The sequence below is a fragment of the Paenibacillus sp. QJM3NY_38 genome, assembly GCF_056173265.1.
This window is the reverse complement of the sequence record NZ_CM149665.1, coordinates 4,937,213-4,955,281: the sequence shown is the minus strand read 5'-3', so window position 1 is coordinate 4,955,281 and position 18,069 is coordinate 4,937,213. Positions and strand designations below refer to the sequence as shown.

Genomic DNA, 18,069 nt, shown 5'->3' with positions numbered 1-18,069 from the left:
CCTCCTTAGCTTGAGTGTTTAGCTTTATTATGGCAACCGGGAGAAAGCGTTCATAGTTACAATTGTAATGAAATCGGCAGGGAACCGCATGTTGAAATATGATGCCGGATACGTTACCATCATGGAATTAGCAAATGTGTAATCGGCCAGTAAAGGAGTCGTATCTGCGATGACCAAGGTACTTGTTGTAGATGATGAGATCAGTATCTCAAGCGCAGTTGCTTATGCGCTGCGAAGGGAAGGATATACGGTGGAGACCGCAGGGGACGGGCAGGAAGCGCTGGAGCGCGTGGGATCGTTTGATCCTGACGTGATGGTGCTCGATGTCATGATGCCGAAGCTTAGCGGGTACGATGTCTGTCGCAAGCTCGGGGACCGGCAGCGCCCGGCCATTCTGCTGTTGACGGTGAAGGACGATATTGTGGATAAGGTGCTCGGGCTGGAGCTTGGTGCCGATGATTATATGACAAAGCCCTTTGACATGCGGGAGATCATCGCCAGGGTAAAGGCATTGTCCCGAAGAAGCCGTACTCCCGAGGCAGCCGGGAAGCAAGCCCCCGAACAGCATGTGATTCGGATAGCCGGACTTACCATTAACCTGTTAAATCGCACCATTCACGCCGAGGGCAAGCCCCTTGAACTGACGCCGAAGGAGTTTGACCTCATGGCTCTCCTGGCACGGAATCCGGAGCGGGTATATTCGCGAGAGGCCTTGCTAGAACAGGTATGGGATATGGATTTTGCCGGCGGCACACGTACGGTAGATATTCACGTCCAGCGATTGCGCAAGAAGCTGGGAAACCAGCATGAAGTGATCCAGACCGTATATGGCATCGGATATAAAAGCACGGAGATTCCCTCATGAACAAAGGAAAAGTGCGTTTCGGCTTGAAGTGGAAAGTCGCACTGCTTCTCGCTTTGCTGCTGATCGCCGTTGTGGTTGTTCTAAGCACGTTGGTTCTTGCCGGAATCCGGGAGGATCAGCGGATGCGCCTGGAGCAATCCTTCGCCCAGGAAGCCGAAGCGGCCAATCTCAGGATTCATCAGGAGTTACTGACGAATCCTCAAACGCAGCCGGATGATTTTATGGAAAATGTCGGCCAACGGCTGGCCGTCGATCTTGGAACCCAGAGCGGCATGCCGGTGACGCTGTATAAGCTGGATGGTACATTCACGGGGACTTCCCTTCCTTTCCAGCCGAAGATGGATGTACAAGACGCGCTTGCACATACGGCGCAAGGACGTTCCGCCTATATAACCGAAGGTGACCAGCTGCTCTATCTTGCTCCGCTTCGGCATATGGAGGAGCCGATCGGAACGATTCAATTCCACGCCTCCCTGGCTGAGCAGCACGCTTTCTATGACCGGATCCAGAACTTGTTTATCGTGACGGGCCTTGCGGTGCTGGCCGCCGGCTTCCTGATCGGTTTTCTGTACGTCTGGCGGCAGGTGCATGTCATCAGCAGGCTGAACCAGGCTGCGCAGAGGATCGGTGAAGGCGTCTACCTTAGCGAGCCAACGGTGAAGCGAAAGGATGAGCTCGGCGAGTTGGCGCAAGGCATATATGAAATGAGCGGGCGAATTTCCTCATCGGTGAGCCAGCTCACGGAGGAGAAGCTGAAGCTGCTGGATGCCATCGAAAGACTGCAAGAGCTGGAACAGCAGCAGAAGCAGTTTATCGGGAATATCAGCCATGAGTTGAAAACGCCGCTGACCTCCATATTGGCTTATGCGGATCTGCTTGAAATGTATCGCGATGATCCCGCCCTGCTTGAGGAAGCCAGAGGACAGATCGGCAAGGAAGCACAGCGTCTATACCGCCTGGTAGAAAAGGCGCTTCAGTTATCGTCCATGGATATTTATGAATTCGAAACCCATGCGGAACACGTAGATCTCATGCCGATTCTGGAAGAGGCGGCAGCCCGGTTAGAGGCCAAGGCAGAGCAATCGGACATTACGATTCAATCATCTTTAACGGTTGGTAAGGTATGGGCTGATCCGGAGAATCTGATGCATATGGTTCTGAATCTGCTGGATAACGGAATTAAATACAATAAGCCCGGAGGGACGGTTACGCTCTCGAATGAAGTGAAGCAGGATCCTTATGGCCAAGATCGTATGATCATTAAGGTAAGCGATACCGGTATCGGAATTCCGGATGATGCCAGAGAACGGATCTTTGATCCGTTTTATACGGTGAGCAGCGACCGCTCCAGGGTTCACGGAGGTACGGGCCTAGGGTTATCCCTGGTACGCAATCTGGCAGAGAAACAGCATGGCTCCGTTCAGGTTGCGGAATCGGGTCCCGGCGGTTCTACGTTTGTGATTGCCCTGCCGATGAATCGGCCACAATCCTCAGAGGTTATTTCGACCGAAGAAAGTTCAGACTTGGAATAAGGTCTGGACTTTCTTTTTTTCAAGGGTACCTGTTTGTTTACAAGTTCGTTACAAGCTCGATATCGTATCGAGATATTCACATTCTATACTGAGTTCAACAGGGAAAGAGGCGGCATGCCAAGACACATTCTGTGCTGCTGCCGAAGCGCCTTGGGGGATATGCCATTGGGAGGAACCTGTTATGAGAAACAGAGTAGGGAAGTATGGGTTCAAGTTGATGTCTGCTGTTGTTATTGCTGCAGCCCTGACGGCTTGCCAATCCCAGGATCGGCTGACCATCGTGGAGCCAGGTAACAATATAACCGGCCAGTCCCCTGTATCGAATGCTGGAGAGACGGCATCAGGAGAGCGCAAACTTACGGTTGTAGAAGGAGCGAGTGGTCCATCCAGTCAGGAAGTCGTTGTGAATCAGACGCACCGGATCGCCTCGTCGAACATTGAGACATGGCTGTCGGAGAATGAGGTCAAGGTGCTTACAACCAAGCTGATCAAGGAAGCGACCAAAACGGAAGAACCGCAATATGCTTATTCCTCCGAAGCAGTGAACGTAAGTACAGGTGAGCGTCGTGAGCTCACGAATCATGAAGAGTCGCATCCAGGCGAACATCTTGTCAAAGAAGAAATCTCACCAGATGGTAAATATAGCTTTATTCAGAAATGGAGGGATAAATATACGGCTGATAATTTCCTGAAGGACCTGAGTACAGGCAAGAGCATACCAGTTGAAGGCGACAATTACATGGAGGTTGGGGGGTGGCTGGATACAGACACCTATGTTCTTGCAGCAGGCTCCATGAACGGCAAAGGCGATATTCGTCTCATTTCGACGGACGGCTCTTATACTACCATAGCCATTGAGGATGAGGATGTTGAAGTCTACAACCAGTTCGGAGCGAGTAAAGGCCGGATCTATTATATCGATGTAAACCAGGTACTGAAGGTCGTTGAACCCGGACAATCGAAGCCGGTACAGCTCATTGAAAATGTATGGAGCTTCACCATCTCGCCGGATGGAGAGTACATTGCCGTCTCCACAGCGACCAACACGGAAGGGAACTCAGGCAGCAATTTACTGATCTATGACGCAGCCGGCAGCCTGCAAGGATCCCTTATCGGAAAAGGCAATCTGATTTCTTACCCGTCCTGGTCGCCGGATTCTGCCAGACTAGCCTTTGATGTATATTCGGAGAATGAAAGCGGGATGAACGGGGTGTATGTATTTGATACGGCTTCAGGAAAGGTAAGCTGGATGGCGCCCTATTATTCGGCGGTGCATCCTGCGGCCCATCCGGTCTACCCGCTGACTTGGAGTCCATCTGGAAAAAGACTGGGAATTACGATTGACGATAAAGAAGCGTTGATAGCGACGTATGTCATCGATTTTAAATAAAGATATCGAGCTTCATACTATGACTCATCGACTTGGAAGGTTGGTGAGACAACGAGGGGAATGGATGAAATGAAACAGTTGAAAAAATCAATCGTGGCGGTTGCCGTGCTGGGAATGACGTTAACGGGAGCAGCAGGTGTCTATGCGGGAGCCAATCTGGAGAAAATCTCGGCTTACCTGAATCACAGCATCGGTATCAAAGTGGACGGAGTCATATATAACACAGGCAAAACATTGACTCCGATCACGTATCAGAATACGACATATCTGCCGGTTCGCGCGATTGCCGATGTGCTGGATGTACCCTTGCAGTACGATGCGAAGAATAACCAGGTGCTGATCGGAAGTAATCCTGGAAACGGTCAGACGACCGAGCTGACCAACGTGAAATACAGTGATGCCGAGCGAAAAGAAATCAAAAGCGCATTCGCCAAATTTGATGGTTTTCAAACGCCGTATGCTCCAACTCAGATGGTAAAAGGCGATGTGTATCAAAAGACAGGCGCATCGGAAGATGGCGTTAACATGTTATTCAAACACATGACGGTATATATCTCCCCAAGAGACTATTCTCATGGATATGACAGCAAATCGGTTACATTGTCCAATGGGGTTAAAGCGAAATGGTATACACCGGATGATACGGACATGCTGGGCTTTCAGATCGATGATCGTTTTGTGACAATCAGCTCACCGGATCATTCCTTAAGTAGAGCACAGCTGGAGAAGGTTGCTGTAAGTGTTGCCCAATTGAAATAAATATAGAGATAAAAGAGATAGAGATATGGCTTAGATATGAAAAAGGTGAATAGAGATTAGTACGAGGAAGCTTGCAGGGTGAAAGGAATGCCCTGTGAGCTTTTTTGATTTCGAAAAGCTATTACGAGCATTGATATTTCCTGGGCAATCCAAACTTCCAGTATATGTAAGAATAAGTTTTAGTTTTACTTTGATTTTATAGGAAGTTTACGCATAATAGAAACTAAGGGAGATGATTCCACTTTGAATGATAAGGATATCAGTACTGTTGTTACTGGAGATTTAATTGTTGCTCATCTGATAGGGAAGATAAACACGGATGATGTTATTGAATGGTTTAATGGCTTTGAAAATTCATGTCAGCAGTTTATTGGAAAGGGACTGAAATACAAATTGCTGGTAGATAGAAAAGGGTATACCCCAAACCACTTCTCCGTTCAAAAAGTATGGAAAGAAAAGTTCTTCAATGACACCATCCTGAATCATAGCAAGGCCATTGCGTTTCTTCTTGAAGAAGGGGAGATCATGAATTACCTGCAGCAATCCAACACCAAAGAATCCGTTGAATTTTTTGATGATTATGAACAAGCACTCCATTGGTTAAACAACTATCCAAGTTAGGAATTTATGTTGAACCAGTTGCTCTCTAGCAGCTGGTTTTCTTATGCTCACAGCTTTACGTTGTTGTGGCCAGATTGGCTTGCTTGCAAGCTTCTAACAATATTTATGAAAAAAGCTAAAAAAGAAGCAGCATGATCGCCGCTCCTTCTAAAATCCATTAATTACGCTGTAATAACAGGTAACCGCTAATGCTGGATGTTCTTTGGCGGAATACGATTTTGAAACCTACATCATTATCCAGCAAACAGGCTAAGGCAGTTCTTAGCAATGCATTCGGCGTCAAATCAGCTCGGCAAGGAGAAGCATTGCCAATGACACGAGCAGCAACGATTCTACGCGGGGAACCCGCAACGAGAGGGTTTCTTGACCAGCTGATTAATACTAAATCCGGCTCTGGAACAGCACTGACACGACCCATTTGAATCACCTCTTTTACTATAGTAGAGTCAGTATATTAAATGAGAATCTGTTATGAAGTGTGCACAGTAAAGGCGGAGTTTTTTAAGATCATGGTTGCAACCCAAACTGTCGGAAGGGGAGATGTAGTGTGAATTCTATGAAAATGAAGGACATGATTAATGAGTATGTGAGAGCCTATAATTCTTTTGATATCGAGGGGATGATTGCTCTTCTGCATGAGGAGATCGAGTTCAGAAACATATCAAGCGGATCGATCGACGCGGAGACCAAAGGAATCGAGGAATTTCGAGAGATCGCCGAACAGTCCCAGTCGTTATTCTCCTATCGTTGTCAGACGATCATTGCTTATTCGTTCGAAGATGACAAGACTCAGGTTGAGATCGACTACGAGGGCATTCTTGCTAAAGATCTCCCCAACGGTATGAAGGCCGGCGAGAAGATTCATCTGAAGGGAAAGTCCGTATTTGCGTTTAGAGACGATAAAGTAGCAGTGATAGAGGATCATAGTTGATTGAGCAGATGGAACTCAGGTGCACCTGAGTTGATCATTCCAAACTGTATTAACACCATCTCTTGCGTTGGTGGGGAGGCAGGAAGAGTTTATCTATAGTCGTTTAATCCCGGGAATAGAGTTCCTCCACATGGTATTATTTGGTTAGTGTACTGAGAAAAAGGGAGTGAGCGAGTGTCAGAAATCAACGTCGATCGAAGCAGTCCGGAAGAAGCGCTTGCGGTACGGACGAACCTGATTCAATATAATGCACAGCATATCGCAGAAGATTTGCAGCAGAATTACGAGGAGATCAACTTACATATAAAGGATGAGAATGGTGAAATCGCAGGCGGGATCAATAGCGTGTTTTGCTGGAATTGGATTGAGGTCGATATTCTATGGGTGGATGATCGATCCCGGGGCCGGGGTTACGGTTCAAGATTGTTACAGGAGATCGAGAGGATAGCCAGAGAAAAGAAATGCACCTTCATCAAGCTCAATACGTTCAGCTTTCAAGCGCCGCTGTTCTATCAAAAGCATGGATTTCAAGAGATTGCACGTATCGACGATGCCCCAAGAGGGCATCAGCATTATTATTTGATAAAGCATTTGGTGTAGAAACATTAAGCCGGGTTTATGAAGGAAGGTCATGGATAAATGGGAAAGGCGCAGCAGCAACAGGCTCATCCGGTATATTCTTTAGTTAAAGCAGACCCTATTATTTATTCTAAGTATTTTGCGACCTACAGGAAAAATGTTTGGTTTAGACCGAGTTGGAAGCATGTGCAGCAGATGATGGCAGGTGCGGACGACTGCTACTGGATTATGTCTGACGGTATAAGAATAGCAGGAATATCAATATCGGAGAATATGCTGGGATCCCTGTTTGTTATTCCTCCCTTTGGTTTCTCGCAATCGATTGCGGCTTATTTGAAGGAATATATCTTGGAGACTATTACTGGAATCACTAGAATATATGCTGACAACGTTCTGACTGAACATATTGCAGCATTCGAGGCAGAAGGCTTTAAACCCGAGCAAGCAAGAAAATGCATGATTCGACCCACAGGCGATACACAAATACCCTCACTTGTCGACCAATTTAGGTGTGAACAACCAGAACCAGATGAATTGGTGTCAATAACCCGACTAATGATGGGTGCCTATTGTAATAGTATCGATGACCGTGATGGTGAGACTTTTACTCAGGATATCGTTTATTATTTTGAGAATAATTCAATTGATATTCTATTGGATGCTTCTTCAACTTTAGTCGATCAACAATCCAATGAAATCGTGGGGGTATGTTTCGTATCCCTCTGGGAGGATCTACCGTTAATTTATGAAATTGCTGTTGCTCCTGCCTGTAGGGGAAAGGGATTGGCCGAGTATATGTTACGAAAAGCCATACATAAGTTAGACCGCCATTATGACGTCTTACGATTGTTTGTAACTACCGGGAATAGAGCTGAGCTTCTATACACAAAGCTGGGGTTCTTACCAGGAGATGAATTGACGAACATGGTTTATACCAATGAATAAAACCAACAACTATCCAAAGGAGCTTGATATGATTAGATTGCAGCCCATCGATAAGGATAATTGGACCGAATGCATTAAACTGAAAGCGAAGCAGGAGCAAGAAGGCTTTATCGCCTCCAATCTGTATTCGATTGCTCAGTATCAATTTCTTGAACATTTTGAAGCGATGGCCATTTATGAAGAGCAGACGATGGTCGGATTCGCGTTGTATGGCTTAGACTCCGATGACGGGAACTACTGGATTTACCGTTTGATGATCGACGGTAACTTTCAAGGGAAGGGTTACGGTAAAGCGGCTTTGCGATACATAATCGAAGAAATCCGAAACAAACCTGATCGGACGAATGTCCTTATGATAAGCTTTGATCCGAAGAACGAACGGGCCAGACAACTATACGTTAAAGCGGGTTTTGAGGAAATCGGCGTCATGCCGTGGTCGGAGGGGGAATCCGTAGCGAAGCTGTTGCTGTAAACCCTCAGCTTACAAGTGTGCGGAGAGGATGATGCTGATATGAAAATCATAGTGACTGGCGGCGCCATCATCCGGGATCATCAAGAGCGAATATTGCTCCAGCGACGCTCCGACTATGGCAACTGGGGTCTTCCTGGCGGCGGTATGGAAGCCGGAGAATCCGTGGAAGAGACGATGAGACGGGAAGTACTCGAAGAGACGGGGCTGGTCGTCAACGATCATGAACTCTATGGGGTTTATAGCGGACCCAGAATGCAGTATCGATACCCGGACGGAAACGAGGTCGTGTTTGTCATGTTTATTTTTAACGCGACGGTGGATTTGGAAGGGAAGACAGAAGATCAAGGCCGAATCCTTATTTATCACGATGTGAACAACGAGTCGTTGCAGTTGGAATTCAAGGCAATGCATGAGATTGATTTAGAGGATATCAGCACTGTGCAAAGACCGGTATTTGAGGATCTGCAAAGCGGGAAGTCACACATTTTAAGAACATGAATATGTCTTGCATACGATAAAAAGGGAGTGCCTACTGTTTGTGACAGTTGTGCACTCCCTTTTAGTAGCCTAACTAGAGATCGGCTTCATACCCCAATAATTGGGTGAAGTCCTGGAATGTATCCGCGTAATAATACATCACTTCAATCTTATTATTGTCATCGGTGGCTTTCTGACCCTTGCTCCGGATAATGGGAATGAACTCCGCATAGGATGCGCCATTGAAAGCTATTCGAACAGGCTGTTTAGGGTTGCTTAATTGTTCGTAAGTATAAAAGGATGGCTCCCCGTTCACGTTGATCTGCAAGTCGATTTTCTCTGAAGCCTTCACGGCCAGATAGAATTCCGGTACGGAATCGGGATTCACTAAAGCAAAGTCAGCAACCGGACTTTCTCCGTGTCCAGACGGAGATCCCGCATAGATAAAGTTTCTAGTGCCATTCGGGATGAGATCATCTGCCGATGGTTCCCGGACATAGTCGCTGTCATCGTAATAATCGTATATGCGATGCAGGACGACTGCGGTTTCGGCTAACGTTACCTTTTGATTCGGACGAAAATACCCTTTCGCGTCAGGTTTCATGATGCCGGCCTCGGCAAAACCGAGCAGCGCATAAGCTTTAACGTAATCGAGATCGGAGGCTAAGGAAGGTCCCCATTTTTTGTCTTGCATCAATCCGATTTCAGGTGCCAATGGTTGATAGGCGTAATTCCATTTTTCGTATTGGTTGTAAGAATTGAAATACCTTTTGGGAAGATCTTTGATTTCCCGCAGCCTGGCAATCTCCTCACTATCCGATAACTCCAAGGAATATCCAATATCATCGAACAGCGCATTCAGCGTAATCAATAAGTCCCAGCGTGTTAACACTTTCTCCGGTATAAACTTGAAGGTTTCGTCATGATAATTGATTTTGTCGGCGGCCGCAATTAATCCGCTCGGCGCCGACGGTATGCTGCCGTATACATCTTTAAACATCTGGTAGGAGGGATGTCCATTTGGGACCCCGGGTATCTTGATGTTCTTATCGCTTTCGACCCGTAAATCGGTAAACAGCCGATGAACCATGAGCGTGAGATCGGACTTGGTTACCATCCTGCCTAAAGTTTTTGTCCGATACTCCATATTCTCAAAGACTCCATGGGATCTCAGGAAATCAACGGATCCATTGGCCCAGGCATATTTGTTTTGACTGGTTTCCGCCGCGCTTGCCATGGATGTCATGCACAACGATAGAATGAGGGTAAAAGATAATAATCGACGCCACCTTTTTAGAAACATGAAATCCTCCTGTATGTATCTATGTATTGGATTAATATTCCTCCATTGTAGACGACAAATTATGACAGGAGCAATGTTTTTATGAATATATACATAGTAATAAGGAGTTGGCCTGCGCACACTTTCTGGTTTGAACGTATCGGATGAGGAGAAGAATATCGGAATATCGACCATGAAAGGTATGATTTTGACGGAATTTTTTTAATGTAACCGTTGACATTACGGAACAAAATGGTAATATTTTAAGTCATTAGATATATAGCGTTAAATTGGTGCCTATTGGCTTCTTTCAAGGCCATGTAATAACAGATTTCTGCTATCTTGGATAGTGAATGCAATGCAGCCTATGACGGAGGAGGTATGTATGGGAATAGACTGGTATGATATGATCGCGCGAAGGAATGGCGGCTACAAAGGAAGAGCGGTGTGTACCGTCGTCGGCAGGTCGGCGGAAGAGGTGTTTGAGGAGCGGTTAGTGGAGATGCTGCCGCAGTTTCAATCGGTGCTGGATGCAGGCTGAGGCATGGCGAGTTCACGCTCCGGATGTCCAGACATGCTAAGAACATCATTGGTTTTGACAACTCCGCGGAGATGATCCGAATCTCCCAATCCTTACTCGAAAGCAGCGGAATCGGTAATGTGGAATTTGTGTTTGCCACAACGAAGACCGAGTTGCCCTTTCAAGACGCTCAGTTTGATCTCATCTATGACCGCAGAGGGCCCACCTCGATCATCGAACATCCCAGGATATTAGCTTCAGGCGGTACCGTCATCGGCATACATAATGATGTGACTGCCGTTCGAAGGCGATTGTCGGAGAATGGCTACATGAATGTCGAGATTGAGGAGTATAATGAAGCGATTACTTACTTCCCGAATGCCCGCGAATTTGCATTGTTTCTGTCGGATGTGCCGGGTAATCCCGATTTCACCTTGCCGGAAATGAAGGGTGAACTCGAGGCCAAGATACGGGAGAATCAGACCGACGGGCAGCTTGGAGTCCGTGAACACAAATACATCTGGAAAGCCATGAAGAAGTGACGTCAAGTCGTTTATCATACCGAAAAAGGAGTGTTGCGTTATGGATCATGAGTTCAACCGGAAGTGGCTGGAGGACAAATTTGAAAACATCCGCAGCCGTACCTTAAAAGTGCTGGTGCAGTTAAACGATGAGCAAGTCAATTGGCGGCCCAACCATTCCAGTCTGAGCATTTCGACGTTGATCAGGCACATCGAAGGCAACATTCAAGAGCGGGTCATGAAAGGGATTCTGCACAAAGACATCACGCGAAACCGGGAGGAAGAGCTGACGCAGGTTTTTGTCAGCCGGGATGATCTGATTCAGATTGTAAAGAATCGGTTTCAGTTCCTGATCGATACGGTAAAATCCATGTCGAGTGAGGACTTTGAACAGGTTCAACAGGTACGCGGTAAAGAACGAAGCAATCTCGACATACTGCATCAATGCGCCACGCATTATTCGGAGCATATGGGTCAAATTTTTTATATCGCGAAGCAGTGTTTGGCGGTTCAATATAAAGCTACATCGATCTAATAAGCAAGTCCCCCTTAGCTGGGGTATCCAGCGATCAAGGGGGACTTTTATTTTACGGTTGACCTGGAGAAGGGACCTGGTGGGTCTCTTTTTTCTGCATCATGCTCGTCAGCGGCTCGGGCTCCCGATACGTGATCGATTCATTAACTCCGGCATCCAGCTGCCCGTTATTGAACCGTATGCCGATAAGATGCGTGCCGGATGGCGCTGAAATGCTCAAAGAGCGTCCGCTGGTGGAGGTTCCGTTCAGGCCCTGATTGTTGCCCGGCGTGAAGACGGCCAGCAGTTGAGACGGTGAGAGACCTTTCCCATCAGTATTATAGTTGGTAAGGAACTGCTCCATGCTCAGGTCGTAACAGCAAGGCTGCTTCTTGATCCAGATCACCTTGGTTTCATTAGGACGGATGAGGGTGTCCGTGCTGTAGCGATCCTTCGTAATGGTCCAGCGGTTGGACTTGGATTTATCGAACGGAAGAGCAGGGTCGTAATAATAGTAGATTTGATACCCTTCCAGGTCGATTTCCCGATCCGAGGGGTTGTAAATCTCCACATAATTGTAATTCCCCTGCTCGTTCGAGTTAGCGACCACCTCGGTGATGTGCAGTGCGGTGGTTAAGGGCAGCTTGGGTACCGTTTCTTCGGTGGTTTTATTGGATCCTTGCAGGGTACCTTCCATCATGACGGGATAATGATCGCTAGGGTATTGGCCGACTTCATTGTAGTTGATAATCTCGCTGTGCAGGACATTCCAGCCCTGGCTGTGCAGAATCCAATCGATCCGGTTTCCACTGCCGCCGCCCGTAGGGTCCTTGTAATTATGAAAGGTTCCCAGGTCATCGTTGGTGCGTTTCTTGGCGGTGACATGTCCATCCGACATCCCGTTGCTTGTAAAAATTGAATACGTATCGCTTCCCGGACGGGTATTGAAGTCGCCGGTTATGACAACAGGGATATCCGAGGCAAAAGCCTTCATTTTGTCGACAATGAGTTCAGCGCTCTTCTGCCGGGAAACCTCGGATTGGTGATCCAGATGCGTGTTGACCATATAAAAGGTTTTGCCGTTCTGAAGATCCTGGAAGCGAACCCAGGTTGCCATCCGCGGAATCTGGTTCCCCCAGCTGGCGGAGCTGATCGTCTGCGGCGTATCGGACAGCCAGAAGTGAGACTGTTCCAATGGCTTCAGTCGTTCCGTATTATAAAAGATCGCCATATACTCGCCTAAGCTCCCGCCTTCACGTCCGACTCCAATCCGACCATATCCCGGCAGGTCATTCTCCAGATCGAGGATTTGCCGGTGAAGCCCTTCCTGCGTTCCGATGACGTCCGGTTTATGCTCCAGGATGAGGTTCTTGGTGACGGGGCGGCGTTTCTCCCAAGGTTGACTGTCATTGGCGGCATAACGCAGGTTGAAGCTCATAACACGCAAAGGCCCAGGCGATGCTTCCGCGGTACTTCCCAGCTCGCCGGAAGGGGAGAGCGACGCCGTCGTCAGAAATGTTAGCATCATGAACAGGCTGGTGATTTTGGGGATTCTCATTAAAGTTCCTCCTTTGTCATGTGCAAGAATTGATTCCTTCTAAAGTGGACGTTAAGTAGATGTATCCTGTCCTCCCTTCCTGATTTGCCCATATCATATCTTATTTTTAGTTGGCTGCGTATTTACAATATTTTAGGTTTTTGCTTTCCTTTTGGGTAATCGTGGAGGAAATGGATGAGTGCATCAGGAATAATACCATTTAGGAATCGAGGTGATATGGTTTGAAGCCATTGAATTATAGCGCATTGATCTGCACTTTGATTATCGGGATATCCATCGTAACGGCAAGTTTTATACTTCAGAGGACTGAGGGTGTAAAGTCTGTGCCAGCTGTAACGGATGAAGCCTATTCGATGCAAACGGAAAGCCCATTAATGACCCTTGAACAAACGGCCGAATTCTTGAACCTTACCGAGTCTCAGGTGAAGAGTATCATCTCATCCGAGAATGCGCTAAGAGCGCAGGGTGATTCCGAGGGGGTGCCGTTTCCTTATATTGTGGTGCAAAACGAAATCTACGTTAGCCAAATAGGGCTTATCTCGTGGCTTGAGGGGGCTACGCGGGAAAGAAGGATATATTGATCATGCGATTGTTACGATCTAAGGCCCAGACGGATTGCGCGTTATGTGTGTTCACGGTAGAATGTTGTTAATCAGTAGCTAATTCATCCAAGAACCCTCCTCGCGGTTAACGCCAATGGTGGGTTCTGTTTTTTTATGATCAAGTGCAGAGGAATGTGGATATGACGGAAAAGGGAATTGTGCTCGTGGTCAGCGTGACCCTTGTTCAAGGGGATCAAGTGCTTATCATCCAAGAAAATAAACCTTCGGTACGGGATACCTGGAACTTCCCGGGAGGGCGCATCGAGCCTGGGGAAGCTATGTTCGAGGCGGCTATAAGAGAAGTGAAGGAAGAGACAGGATATGATGTCCAATTGACAGGCACTACAGGCGTGTATCCATTTATCAGCAGTTTGAATCACCCTGTGATCATGTTTCATTTTACCGGAGAAGTGGTGGGAGGCTCGCTTCAAATTGGTACAGGCGAGATTAAAGCTGCCCGCTGGGTCACGCTGCCTGATGTCTTGGCGGATAACGGCATGAAATTCCGGGATACCGAAGTCATGAGACAGATCGTTGAGAATCTCAAGAATGGCGTGCAGTACTCGCTTGCATTGTTTCATCCGTCTTTGCTTCTAACTTCGAGGTCATCGCATATTCATAATGCTTAGCGGATAATTTCGTATTATTTTTGGTTGTGGAACACAGTTCTTTCGTATGGGAAGGATACGATGATGTATCGAGGAGGTAAGGAAGTGGTCAGCATCCGTTTTCCCCTGGGTTCCTTTGAGCCGAAGGTGGAGCCGACATTGGAGGAGAGGCAGATGTTTATACAACAGATACCTTCAATCGTACCGACGCTCCGGCAAATCATAATGAAATGCCCCCTTTCTCAGCTGCATATGCCTTATCGTGAAGAGGGCTGGAGCATTCAGCAAATCGTGCATCATCTGGCTGATAACGACATGAACGCATACTTGCGATTTAAACGTGCATTGACCGAGGAGGAGCCGATGGCAAACTCGTACCGAGAGGATTTATGGGCTGAACTGAGTGATTACACGGAGGTTCCCATTGAGAACTCGCTTACGCTTCTGGAAACACTTCATTTTCGTTTTCTTATACTGCTTAAGGACTTACGGCCCGAGGATTTCAAAAGAACCATGAGAACTCAACTGCTCGGCAGCATTACACTGGATATCGCGTTGCAGCGATTTGTGTGGCACAACCAGCATCATATCGCGCAGATAACATCCATATTGAACCGTGAAAACGCGAAGTTACATAAGGAGTGAGCCCAATTGAGCTGGAGATCCAAGTATGCTTATGGAGGCATTGTGTTCAATCAGAATCAAGAAGTCCTCATGAGAAGTCCGCGCGGCCATTGGGGCGGCTATGTTTGGACCTTCGCCAAAGGCGGTGCTGAATTAAGCGATAGCTCCCCAGAAGAAACCGCAACCCGGGAAGTGTTAGAGGAGACAGGGTATAAATGCAGCATTATCGCAGCCATTCCGGGTGAATATGAATCGGATACATGCTTGACGAAGTATTTTTTTGATGAGCCCTGATGCTTGGAGCACCCATCATGATAAGGAAACGCAGGAAATCAAGTGGGTTAGCGTAGAGCAGGCCTTTGAAATGATAGAATTGACAACAACCTTATTAGGTAGACAACGCGATACAGATGCATTAATCAGTGCGATACATACGATGAGGGCATTGATAATAGAGAACAGATTTTAGTTATCCATTTTATCCAAAGGAGCTATCAAATCATGGGAATGTCAGATTACTATAAGGATCTAAGAGAAAAGATCGGAGACCAGCTAATATTCATGCCGTCCGTTGCGGGCATTATCCGTAATGATCAGGATTTTGTTTTATTTGGAAGAAAGCATCACGAAGATGTATGGGGACTTGTGGCCGGTGCCATCGAGCTGGGAGAATCCCCGGCAGAGGCGATGGTTCGCGAAGCGAAGGAAGAAACTGGGCTAGATGTCGTACCTGAACGAATCATTGGGGTATATGGCGGAAAAGAACGCCGATATACGTACAGCAACGGACATCAAGTGGAGTACCTCACGATTGTGTTTGATTGCCGCATCATTTCGGGTAAGTTGGATCGTGAGAATAACGAGTTTGCTGAACTCGTGTTCTTTCCGGAGGATCAGCTGCCACCCACGGCTTTAAAATATCCGGAGCATATTTTCTTCAAAGCGAATGGAGAGCGGGCTCATTTCTGATAGAAAGCATAACAGATTGAAATCTAAAACGTACGCATGAACTTCCTGGGAGGTGGCGTCTGTGTCGGAGAGAATGGAAACAAGATGGAATCCGCATGCTGCCGTTCTTGGTTTAATCGTAGGCATATACGTTGTGATTTACGCCGGAGTAATCATCCGGTTGATTTACCACTATCATGTTGTGTTGTCTTTCGTATCGGTCGTTCTGGTTTCTTTGCCTGTGCTGTTGCTGCTGTTCATTCTGTACCTGATATTCAAAGCATCGAGGAGCAAGTTACATTCCATGCATTATTGGTCGACTGGCATTATCGGGGTACTTCTTCTATCTTTTTCAATCTACGCCCTAAGTTACAACCAATCACAACACTACTTCGATTACAACCGTTGGGTTGGTTATCCCGAACAAAGATCGATGATGGTGGACGATTTTTTACAGAAACATGATTTGATCGGTTTAACTCAGGGGGAAGTGTTGGACCGTCTGGGTGCAAACGACAATGCCAAATGGAATGCCGCTGACGATAAAGCCGTGTATGATCTTGGAGCACTGCGAAGGGCCGATTACAAGAGTGAGGGTCTCTTTATATACTTTGATGATCGTGGCTATGTCAAAAGCTATGAGATCTTACCGGATAGGAAATACAGATGATTTCCCTTCCCTGGACAAGACAATAGAAAGCAGGTCCCCTATGACGTTAAAAGCGATAATCTTTGATTTGGATGAGACACTAACGGACAGAAGGTCGGCGATTGACTCGTTTATTGAGCGATTGATTGCCAGGTATTTCCCGGACTCCGATGAAGATGCTCAGTTTAGGATAGCCAAGCGATTTAAGGAAGCCGATCAGAACGGCTACCGGGATAAGCGTGAAGTGTATAAGATGCTGGTCGAGCATCTTCCGTGGGAGAATCCGCCTACGGTCGATGAATATCTGACATTTTTCAGGGAAGCTATCCCGCTTTGTATCCAGCCGATGGATCAGCTGTTTCCTGTACTTCGTCATTTGAAGTCTAAGGGGCTGAGGCTTGGCATCATTTCGAATGGAACCGTCCAAGTTCAAGAGGGGAAGATCCGTCAATTGGGTATACGCGAGTACTTCGATTCCATCGTGATTTCCGAAGAGGCTGGCGTCAAAAAACCGGATCCCAGGATCTATAGGAAGGCTTTAGATTTGTTAAACGTACGGCCATCAGAGACGTGGTTCGTCGGCGACCACCCGCATAACGATATCATCGGAGCAGCACAATGCGGAATCAAACCCATATGGTTTACGCGAGATGGAAATTGGGACCACTCTGAAGAAATAAAGCCATATCGGACGATACATAAGCTGGAAGAATTGATTCATATGTATGCTGAACACGATTGAGGGCTAGCAAAAAGGTAAAGTCCAGTGTCTTGGAGGTGCAGTAATTGAAGCGATTTAAAAGTGATAATGGACAAAAGCTCGTCTATGAATCCTATGACCGCCTGATGGCGGGATGGACGGTACCTTACGAGCAGCACCATATATCCACCTCGTACGGGATGACTCACGTAATAACGGCAGGTTCATCGGATCTTCCCGCGCTGCTGTTATTGCATGGAACGGGAGATAACGTCGCCATGATGTGGATATATAATGTGACGGAGTTATCCCGGAACTTCCATCTCATCGCCGTGGATAATATCGGGGGTTCGGGGAAAAGCGAACCGAATGACCGGTATGCGAATGACTTTAACCAGGCAGAGTGGCTGGACGAGATTCTGGAGGCGATGAATGTTGACGCAACCTATATCGCTGGCGTATCCTATGGAGCTTATCTAGCCTACCATTACGCGATCGCCAGACCGAATCGGGTCAAAAAGATTGTATGCTTGGCTGGCGGCATTGCCGGGAGTCAATCTGAGCTGATGAGCAAAATGATGCGGGCATTTCTGCCGGAAGCCCTGTTCCCATCAGAACGGAGTGTGCGTAAACTGCTTCGCAAGCTGTGCGGTACGAATGCAGATGCATTCGAGAACCATCCGGAGCTTATGCAGCACTGGTACTACTTGCTGAAGTACTTTAACAATCGCTCCATGATGAAACACACCATCACAATTCATTCGTCTGCCGATATTCAGACTATACGCGGTAAGACCTTGTTCGTTATAGGTGAGCAGGATCTGCTTAGTTATTATCCGAAGGCGGTTGCCAGACTGGAGACAAACGGGATGCGTTACCGCCTCGTACCGGGCGCGGGCCATGCGATCAATCACGAGATGCCGGACCTTGTTCATGAAGAGATAATAGGCTTTTGCAGGGAAGCTTAAGGGG

General features: G+C 47.2%; 24 protein-coding genes. 21 read left to right on the top strand and 3 right to left on the bottom strand.

Annotated features, from left to right (window positions below; translation table 11 throughout):
* Positions 1–169 precede the first annotated feature (169 nt).
* From AC0VZ8_RS22860 to AC0VZ8_RS22840, 5 genes are all read left to right on the top strand, one after another.
* Positions 170–865: a response regulator transcription factor gene (locus AC0VZ8_RS22860; protein ID WP_475484494.1), complete on the top strand. Its 696-nt coding sequence runs from the start codon at positions 170–172 to the stop codon at positions 863–865.
* Entirely contained in the window at positions 862–2,397 is a 1,536-nt protein-coding gene (locus tag AC0VZ8_RS22855; RefSeq protein ID WP_475484493.1) for a sensor histidine kinase, read from the top strand. The genes AC0VZ8_RS22860 and AC0VZ8_RS22855 overlap by 4 nt, the downstream gene beginning before the upstream one ends.
* 181 nt (positions 2,398–2,578) lie before the next feature.
* Positions 2,579–3,787, top strand: coding sequence for a WD40 repeat domain-containing protein (locus tag AC0VZ8_RS22850; RefSeq protein WP_475484492.1), 1,209 nt, complete (start codon positions 2,579–2,581; stop codon positions 3,785–3,787).
* 69 nt (positions 3,788–3,856) lie between these two features.
* Positions 3,857–4,546, top strand: a complete 690-nt coding sequence (locus tag AC0VZ8_RS22845; RefSeq protein ID WP_475484491.1) for a hypothetical protein — start codon at positions 3,857–3,859, stop codon at positions 4,544–4,546.
* Between the two features lie 198 nt (positions 4,547–4,744).
* Positions 4,745–5,167: an STAS/SEC14 domain-containing protein gene (locus tag AC0VZ8_RS22840; protein WP_475487744.1), complete on the top strand. Its 423-nt coding sequence runs from the start codon at positions 4,745–4,747 to the stop codon at positions 5,165–5,167.
* Positions 5,168–5,324: 157 nt separating this feature from the next.
* Here AC0VZ8_RS22840 and AC0VZ8_RS22835 read toward each other — a convergent pair whose 3' ends face one another.
* Positions 5,325–5,585 carry a hypothetical protein gene (locus AC0VZ8_RS22835; protein WP_475484490.1) on the bottom strand — a complete coding sequence of 87 codons (261 nt, stop codon included), beginning with the start codon at positions 5,583–5,585 and terminating at the stop codon, positions 5,325–5,327.
* Positions 5,586–5,723: 138 nt separating this feature from the next.
* Between AC0VZ8_RS22835 and AC0VZ8_RS22830 the strand changes: the two genes are divergently transcribed.
* From AC0VZ8_RS22830 to AC0VZ8_RS22810, 5 genes are all read left to right on the top strand, one after another.
* Positions 5,724–6,098: a nuclear transport factor 2 family protein gene (locus AC0VZ8_RS22830; RefSeq protein ID WP_475487743.1), complete on the top strand. Its 375-nt coding sequence runs from the start codon at positions 5,724–5,726 to the stop codon at positions 6,096–6,098.
* A gap of 174 nt (positions 6,099–6,272) precedes the next feature.
* The gene (locus AC0VZ8_RS22825) at positions 6,273–6,698 is read left to right on the top strand and encodes a GNAT family N-acetyltransferase (protein WP_475484489.1); all 426 of its coding nucleotides are present in this window, start codon (positions 6,273–6,275) and stop codon (positions 6,696–6,698) included.
* A gap of 39 nt (positions 6,699–6,737) precedes the next feature.
* Complete coding sequence (locus AC0VZ8_RS22820) at positions 6,738–7,622, top strand: GNAT family N-acetyltransferase (RefSeq protein WP_475484488.1); 885 nt, start codon at positions 6,738–6,740, stop codon at positions 7,620–7,622.
* A gap of 28 nt (positions 7,623–7,650) precedes the next feature.
* Entirely contained in the window at positions 7,651–8,094 is a 444-nt protein-coding gene (locus AC0VZ8_RS22815) for a GNAT family N-acetyltransferase (RefSeq protein ID WP_475484487.1), read from the top strand.
* Between the two features lie 39 nt (positions 8,095–8,133).
* Positions 8,134–8,592 (top strand): NUDIX domain-containing protein, encoded by a 459-nt coding sequence (locus AC0VZ8_RS22810; protein WP_475484486.1) that lies wholly within the window; start codon positions 8,134–8,136, stop codon positions 8,590–8,592.
* A gap of 73 nt (positions 8,593–8,665) precedes the next feature.
* Here the strand turns inward: AC0VZ8_RS22810 and AC0VZ8_RS22805 are convergent, their stop codons facing one another.
* Entirely contained in the window at positions 8,666–9,874 is a 1,209-nt protein-coding gene (locus AC0VZ8_RS22805) for an S-layer homology domain-containing protein (protein WP_475484485.1), read from the bottom strand.
* 364 nt (positions 9,875–10,238) lie between these two features.
* Here AC0VZ8_RS22805 and AC0VZ8_RS22800 point away from each other — a divergent pair, with 364 nt between their 5' ends.
* The 3 genes from AC0VZ8_RS22800 to AC0VZ8_RS22790 are packed head-to-tail and all read left to right on the top strand — an operon-like array spanning position 10,239 to position 11,429.
* Positions 10,239–10,394 (top strand): hypothetical protein, encoded by a 156-nt coding sequence (locus tag AC0VZ8_RS22800; protein ID WP_475484484.1) that lies wholly within the window; start codon positions 10,239–10,241, stop codon positions 10,392–10,394.
* A 23-nt stretch (positions 10,395–10,417) separates the two neighbouring features.
* Positions 10,418–10,915 carry a class I SAM-dependent methyltransferase gene (locus tag AC0VZ8_RS22795; protein WP_475484483.1) on the top strand — a complete coding sequence of 166 codons (498 nt, stop codon included), beginning with the start codon at positions 10,418–10,420 and terminating at the stop codon, positions 10,913–10,915.
* Positions 10,916–10,955: 40 nt separating this feature from the next.
* The gene (locus AC0VZ8_RS22790) at positions 10,956–11,429 is read left to right on the top strand and encodes a DinB family protein (RefSeq protein ID WP_071219879.1); all 474 of its coding nucleotides are present in this window, start codon (positions 10,956–10,958) and stop codon (positions 11,427–11,429) included.
* A gap of 52 nt (positions 11,430–11,481) precedes the next feature.
* Here the strand turns inward: AC0VZ8_RS22790 and AC0VZ8_RS22785 are convergent, their stop codons facing one another.
* On the bottom strand, positions 11,482–12,966 hold the full coding sequence (locus AC0VZ8_RS22785) for an endonuclease/exonuclease/phosphatase family protein (RefSeq protein WP_475484482.1): 1,485 nt from the start codon (positions 12,964–12,966) through the stop codon (positions 11,482–11,484).
* A 323-nt stretch (positions 12,967–13,289) separates the two neighbouring features.
* Between AC0VZ8_RS22785 and AC0VZ8_RS22780 the strand changes: the two genes are divergently transcribed.
* From AC0VZ8_RS22780 to AC0VZ8_RS22745, 8 genes are all read left to right on the top strand, one after another.
* Complete coding sequence (locus AC0VZ8_RS22780; protein ID WP_475484481.1) at positions 13,290–13,547, top strand: hypothetical protein; 258 nt, start codon at positions 13,290–13,292, stop codon at positions 13,545–13,547.
* 161 nt (positions 13,548–13,708) lie between these two features.
* Complete coding sequence (locus AC0VZ8_RS22775; protein WP_475484480.1) at positions 13,709–14,197, top strand: NUDIX hydrolase; 489 nt, start codon at positions 13,709–13,711, stop codon at positions 14,195–14,197.
* A 60-nt stretch (positions 14,198–14,257) separates the two neighbouring features.
* The gene (locus AC0VZ8_RS22770; protein ID WP_475484479.1) at positions 14,258–14,821 is read left to right on the top strand and encodes a YfiT family bacillithiol transferase; all 564 of its coding nucleotides are present in this window, start codon (positions 14,258–14,260) and stop codon (positions 14,819–14,821) included.
* 6 nt (positions 14,822–14,827) lie between these two features.
* Entirely contained in the window at positions 14,828–15,094 is a 267-nt protein-coding gene (locus AC0VZ8_RS22765) for an NUDIX domain-containing protein (RefSeq protein WP_475484478.1), read from the top strand.
* A gap of 207 nt (positions 15,095–15,301) precedes the next feature.
* Positions 15,302–15,769 carry an NUDIX domain-containing protein gene (locus tag AC0VZ8_RS22760; protein WP_071219883.1) on the top strand — a complete coding sequence of 156 codons (468 nt, stop codon included), beginning with the start codon at positions 15,302–15,304 and terminating at the stop codon, positions 15,767–15,769.
* A 61-nt stretch (positions 15,770–15,830) separates the two neighbouring features.
* The gene (locus tag AC0VZ8_RS22755; protein ID WP_071219884.1) at positions 15,831–16,418 is read left to right on the top strand and encodes a hypothetical protein; all 588 of its coding nucleotides are present in this window, start codon (positions 15,831–15,833) and stop codon (positions 16,416–16,418) included.
* Between the two features lie 40 nt (positions 16,419–16,458).
* Positions 16,459–17,139 (top strand): HAD family hydrolase, encoded by a 681-nt coding sequence (locus AC0VZ8_RS22750; RefSeq protein ID WP_475484477.1) that lies wholly within the window; start codon positions 16,459–16,461, stop codon positions 17,137–17,139.
* Between the two features lie 44 nt (positions 17,140–17,183).
* Positions 17,184–18,065, top strand: coding sequence for an alpha/beta fold hydrolase (locus AC0VZ8_RS22745; RefSeq protein WP_475484476.1), 882 nt, complete (start codon positions 17,184–17,186; stop codon positions 18,063–18,065).
* Positions 18,066–18,069: the final 4 nt, after the last annotated feature.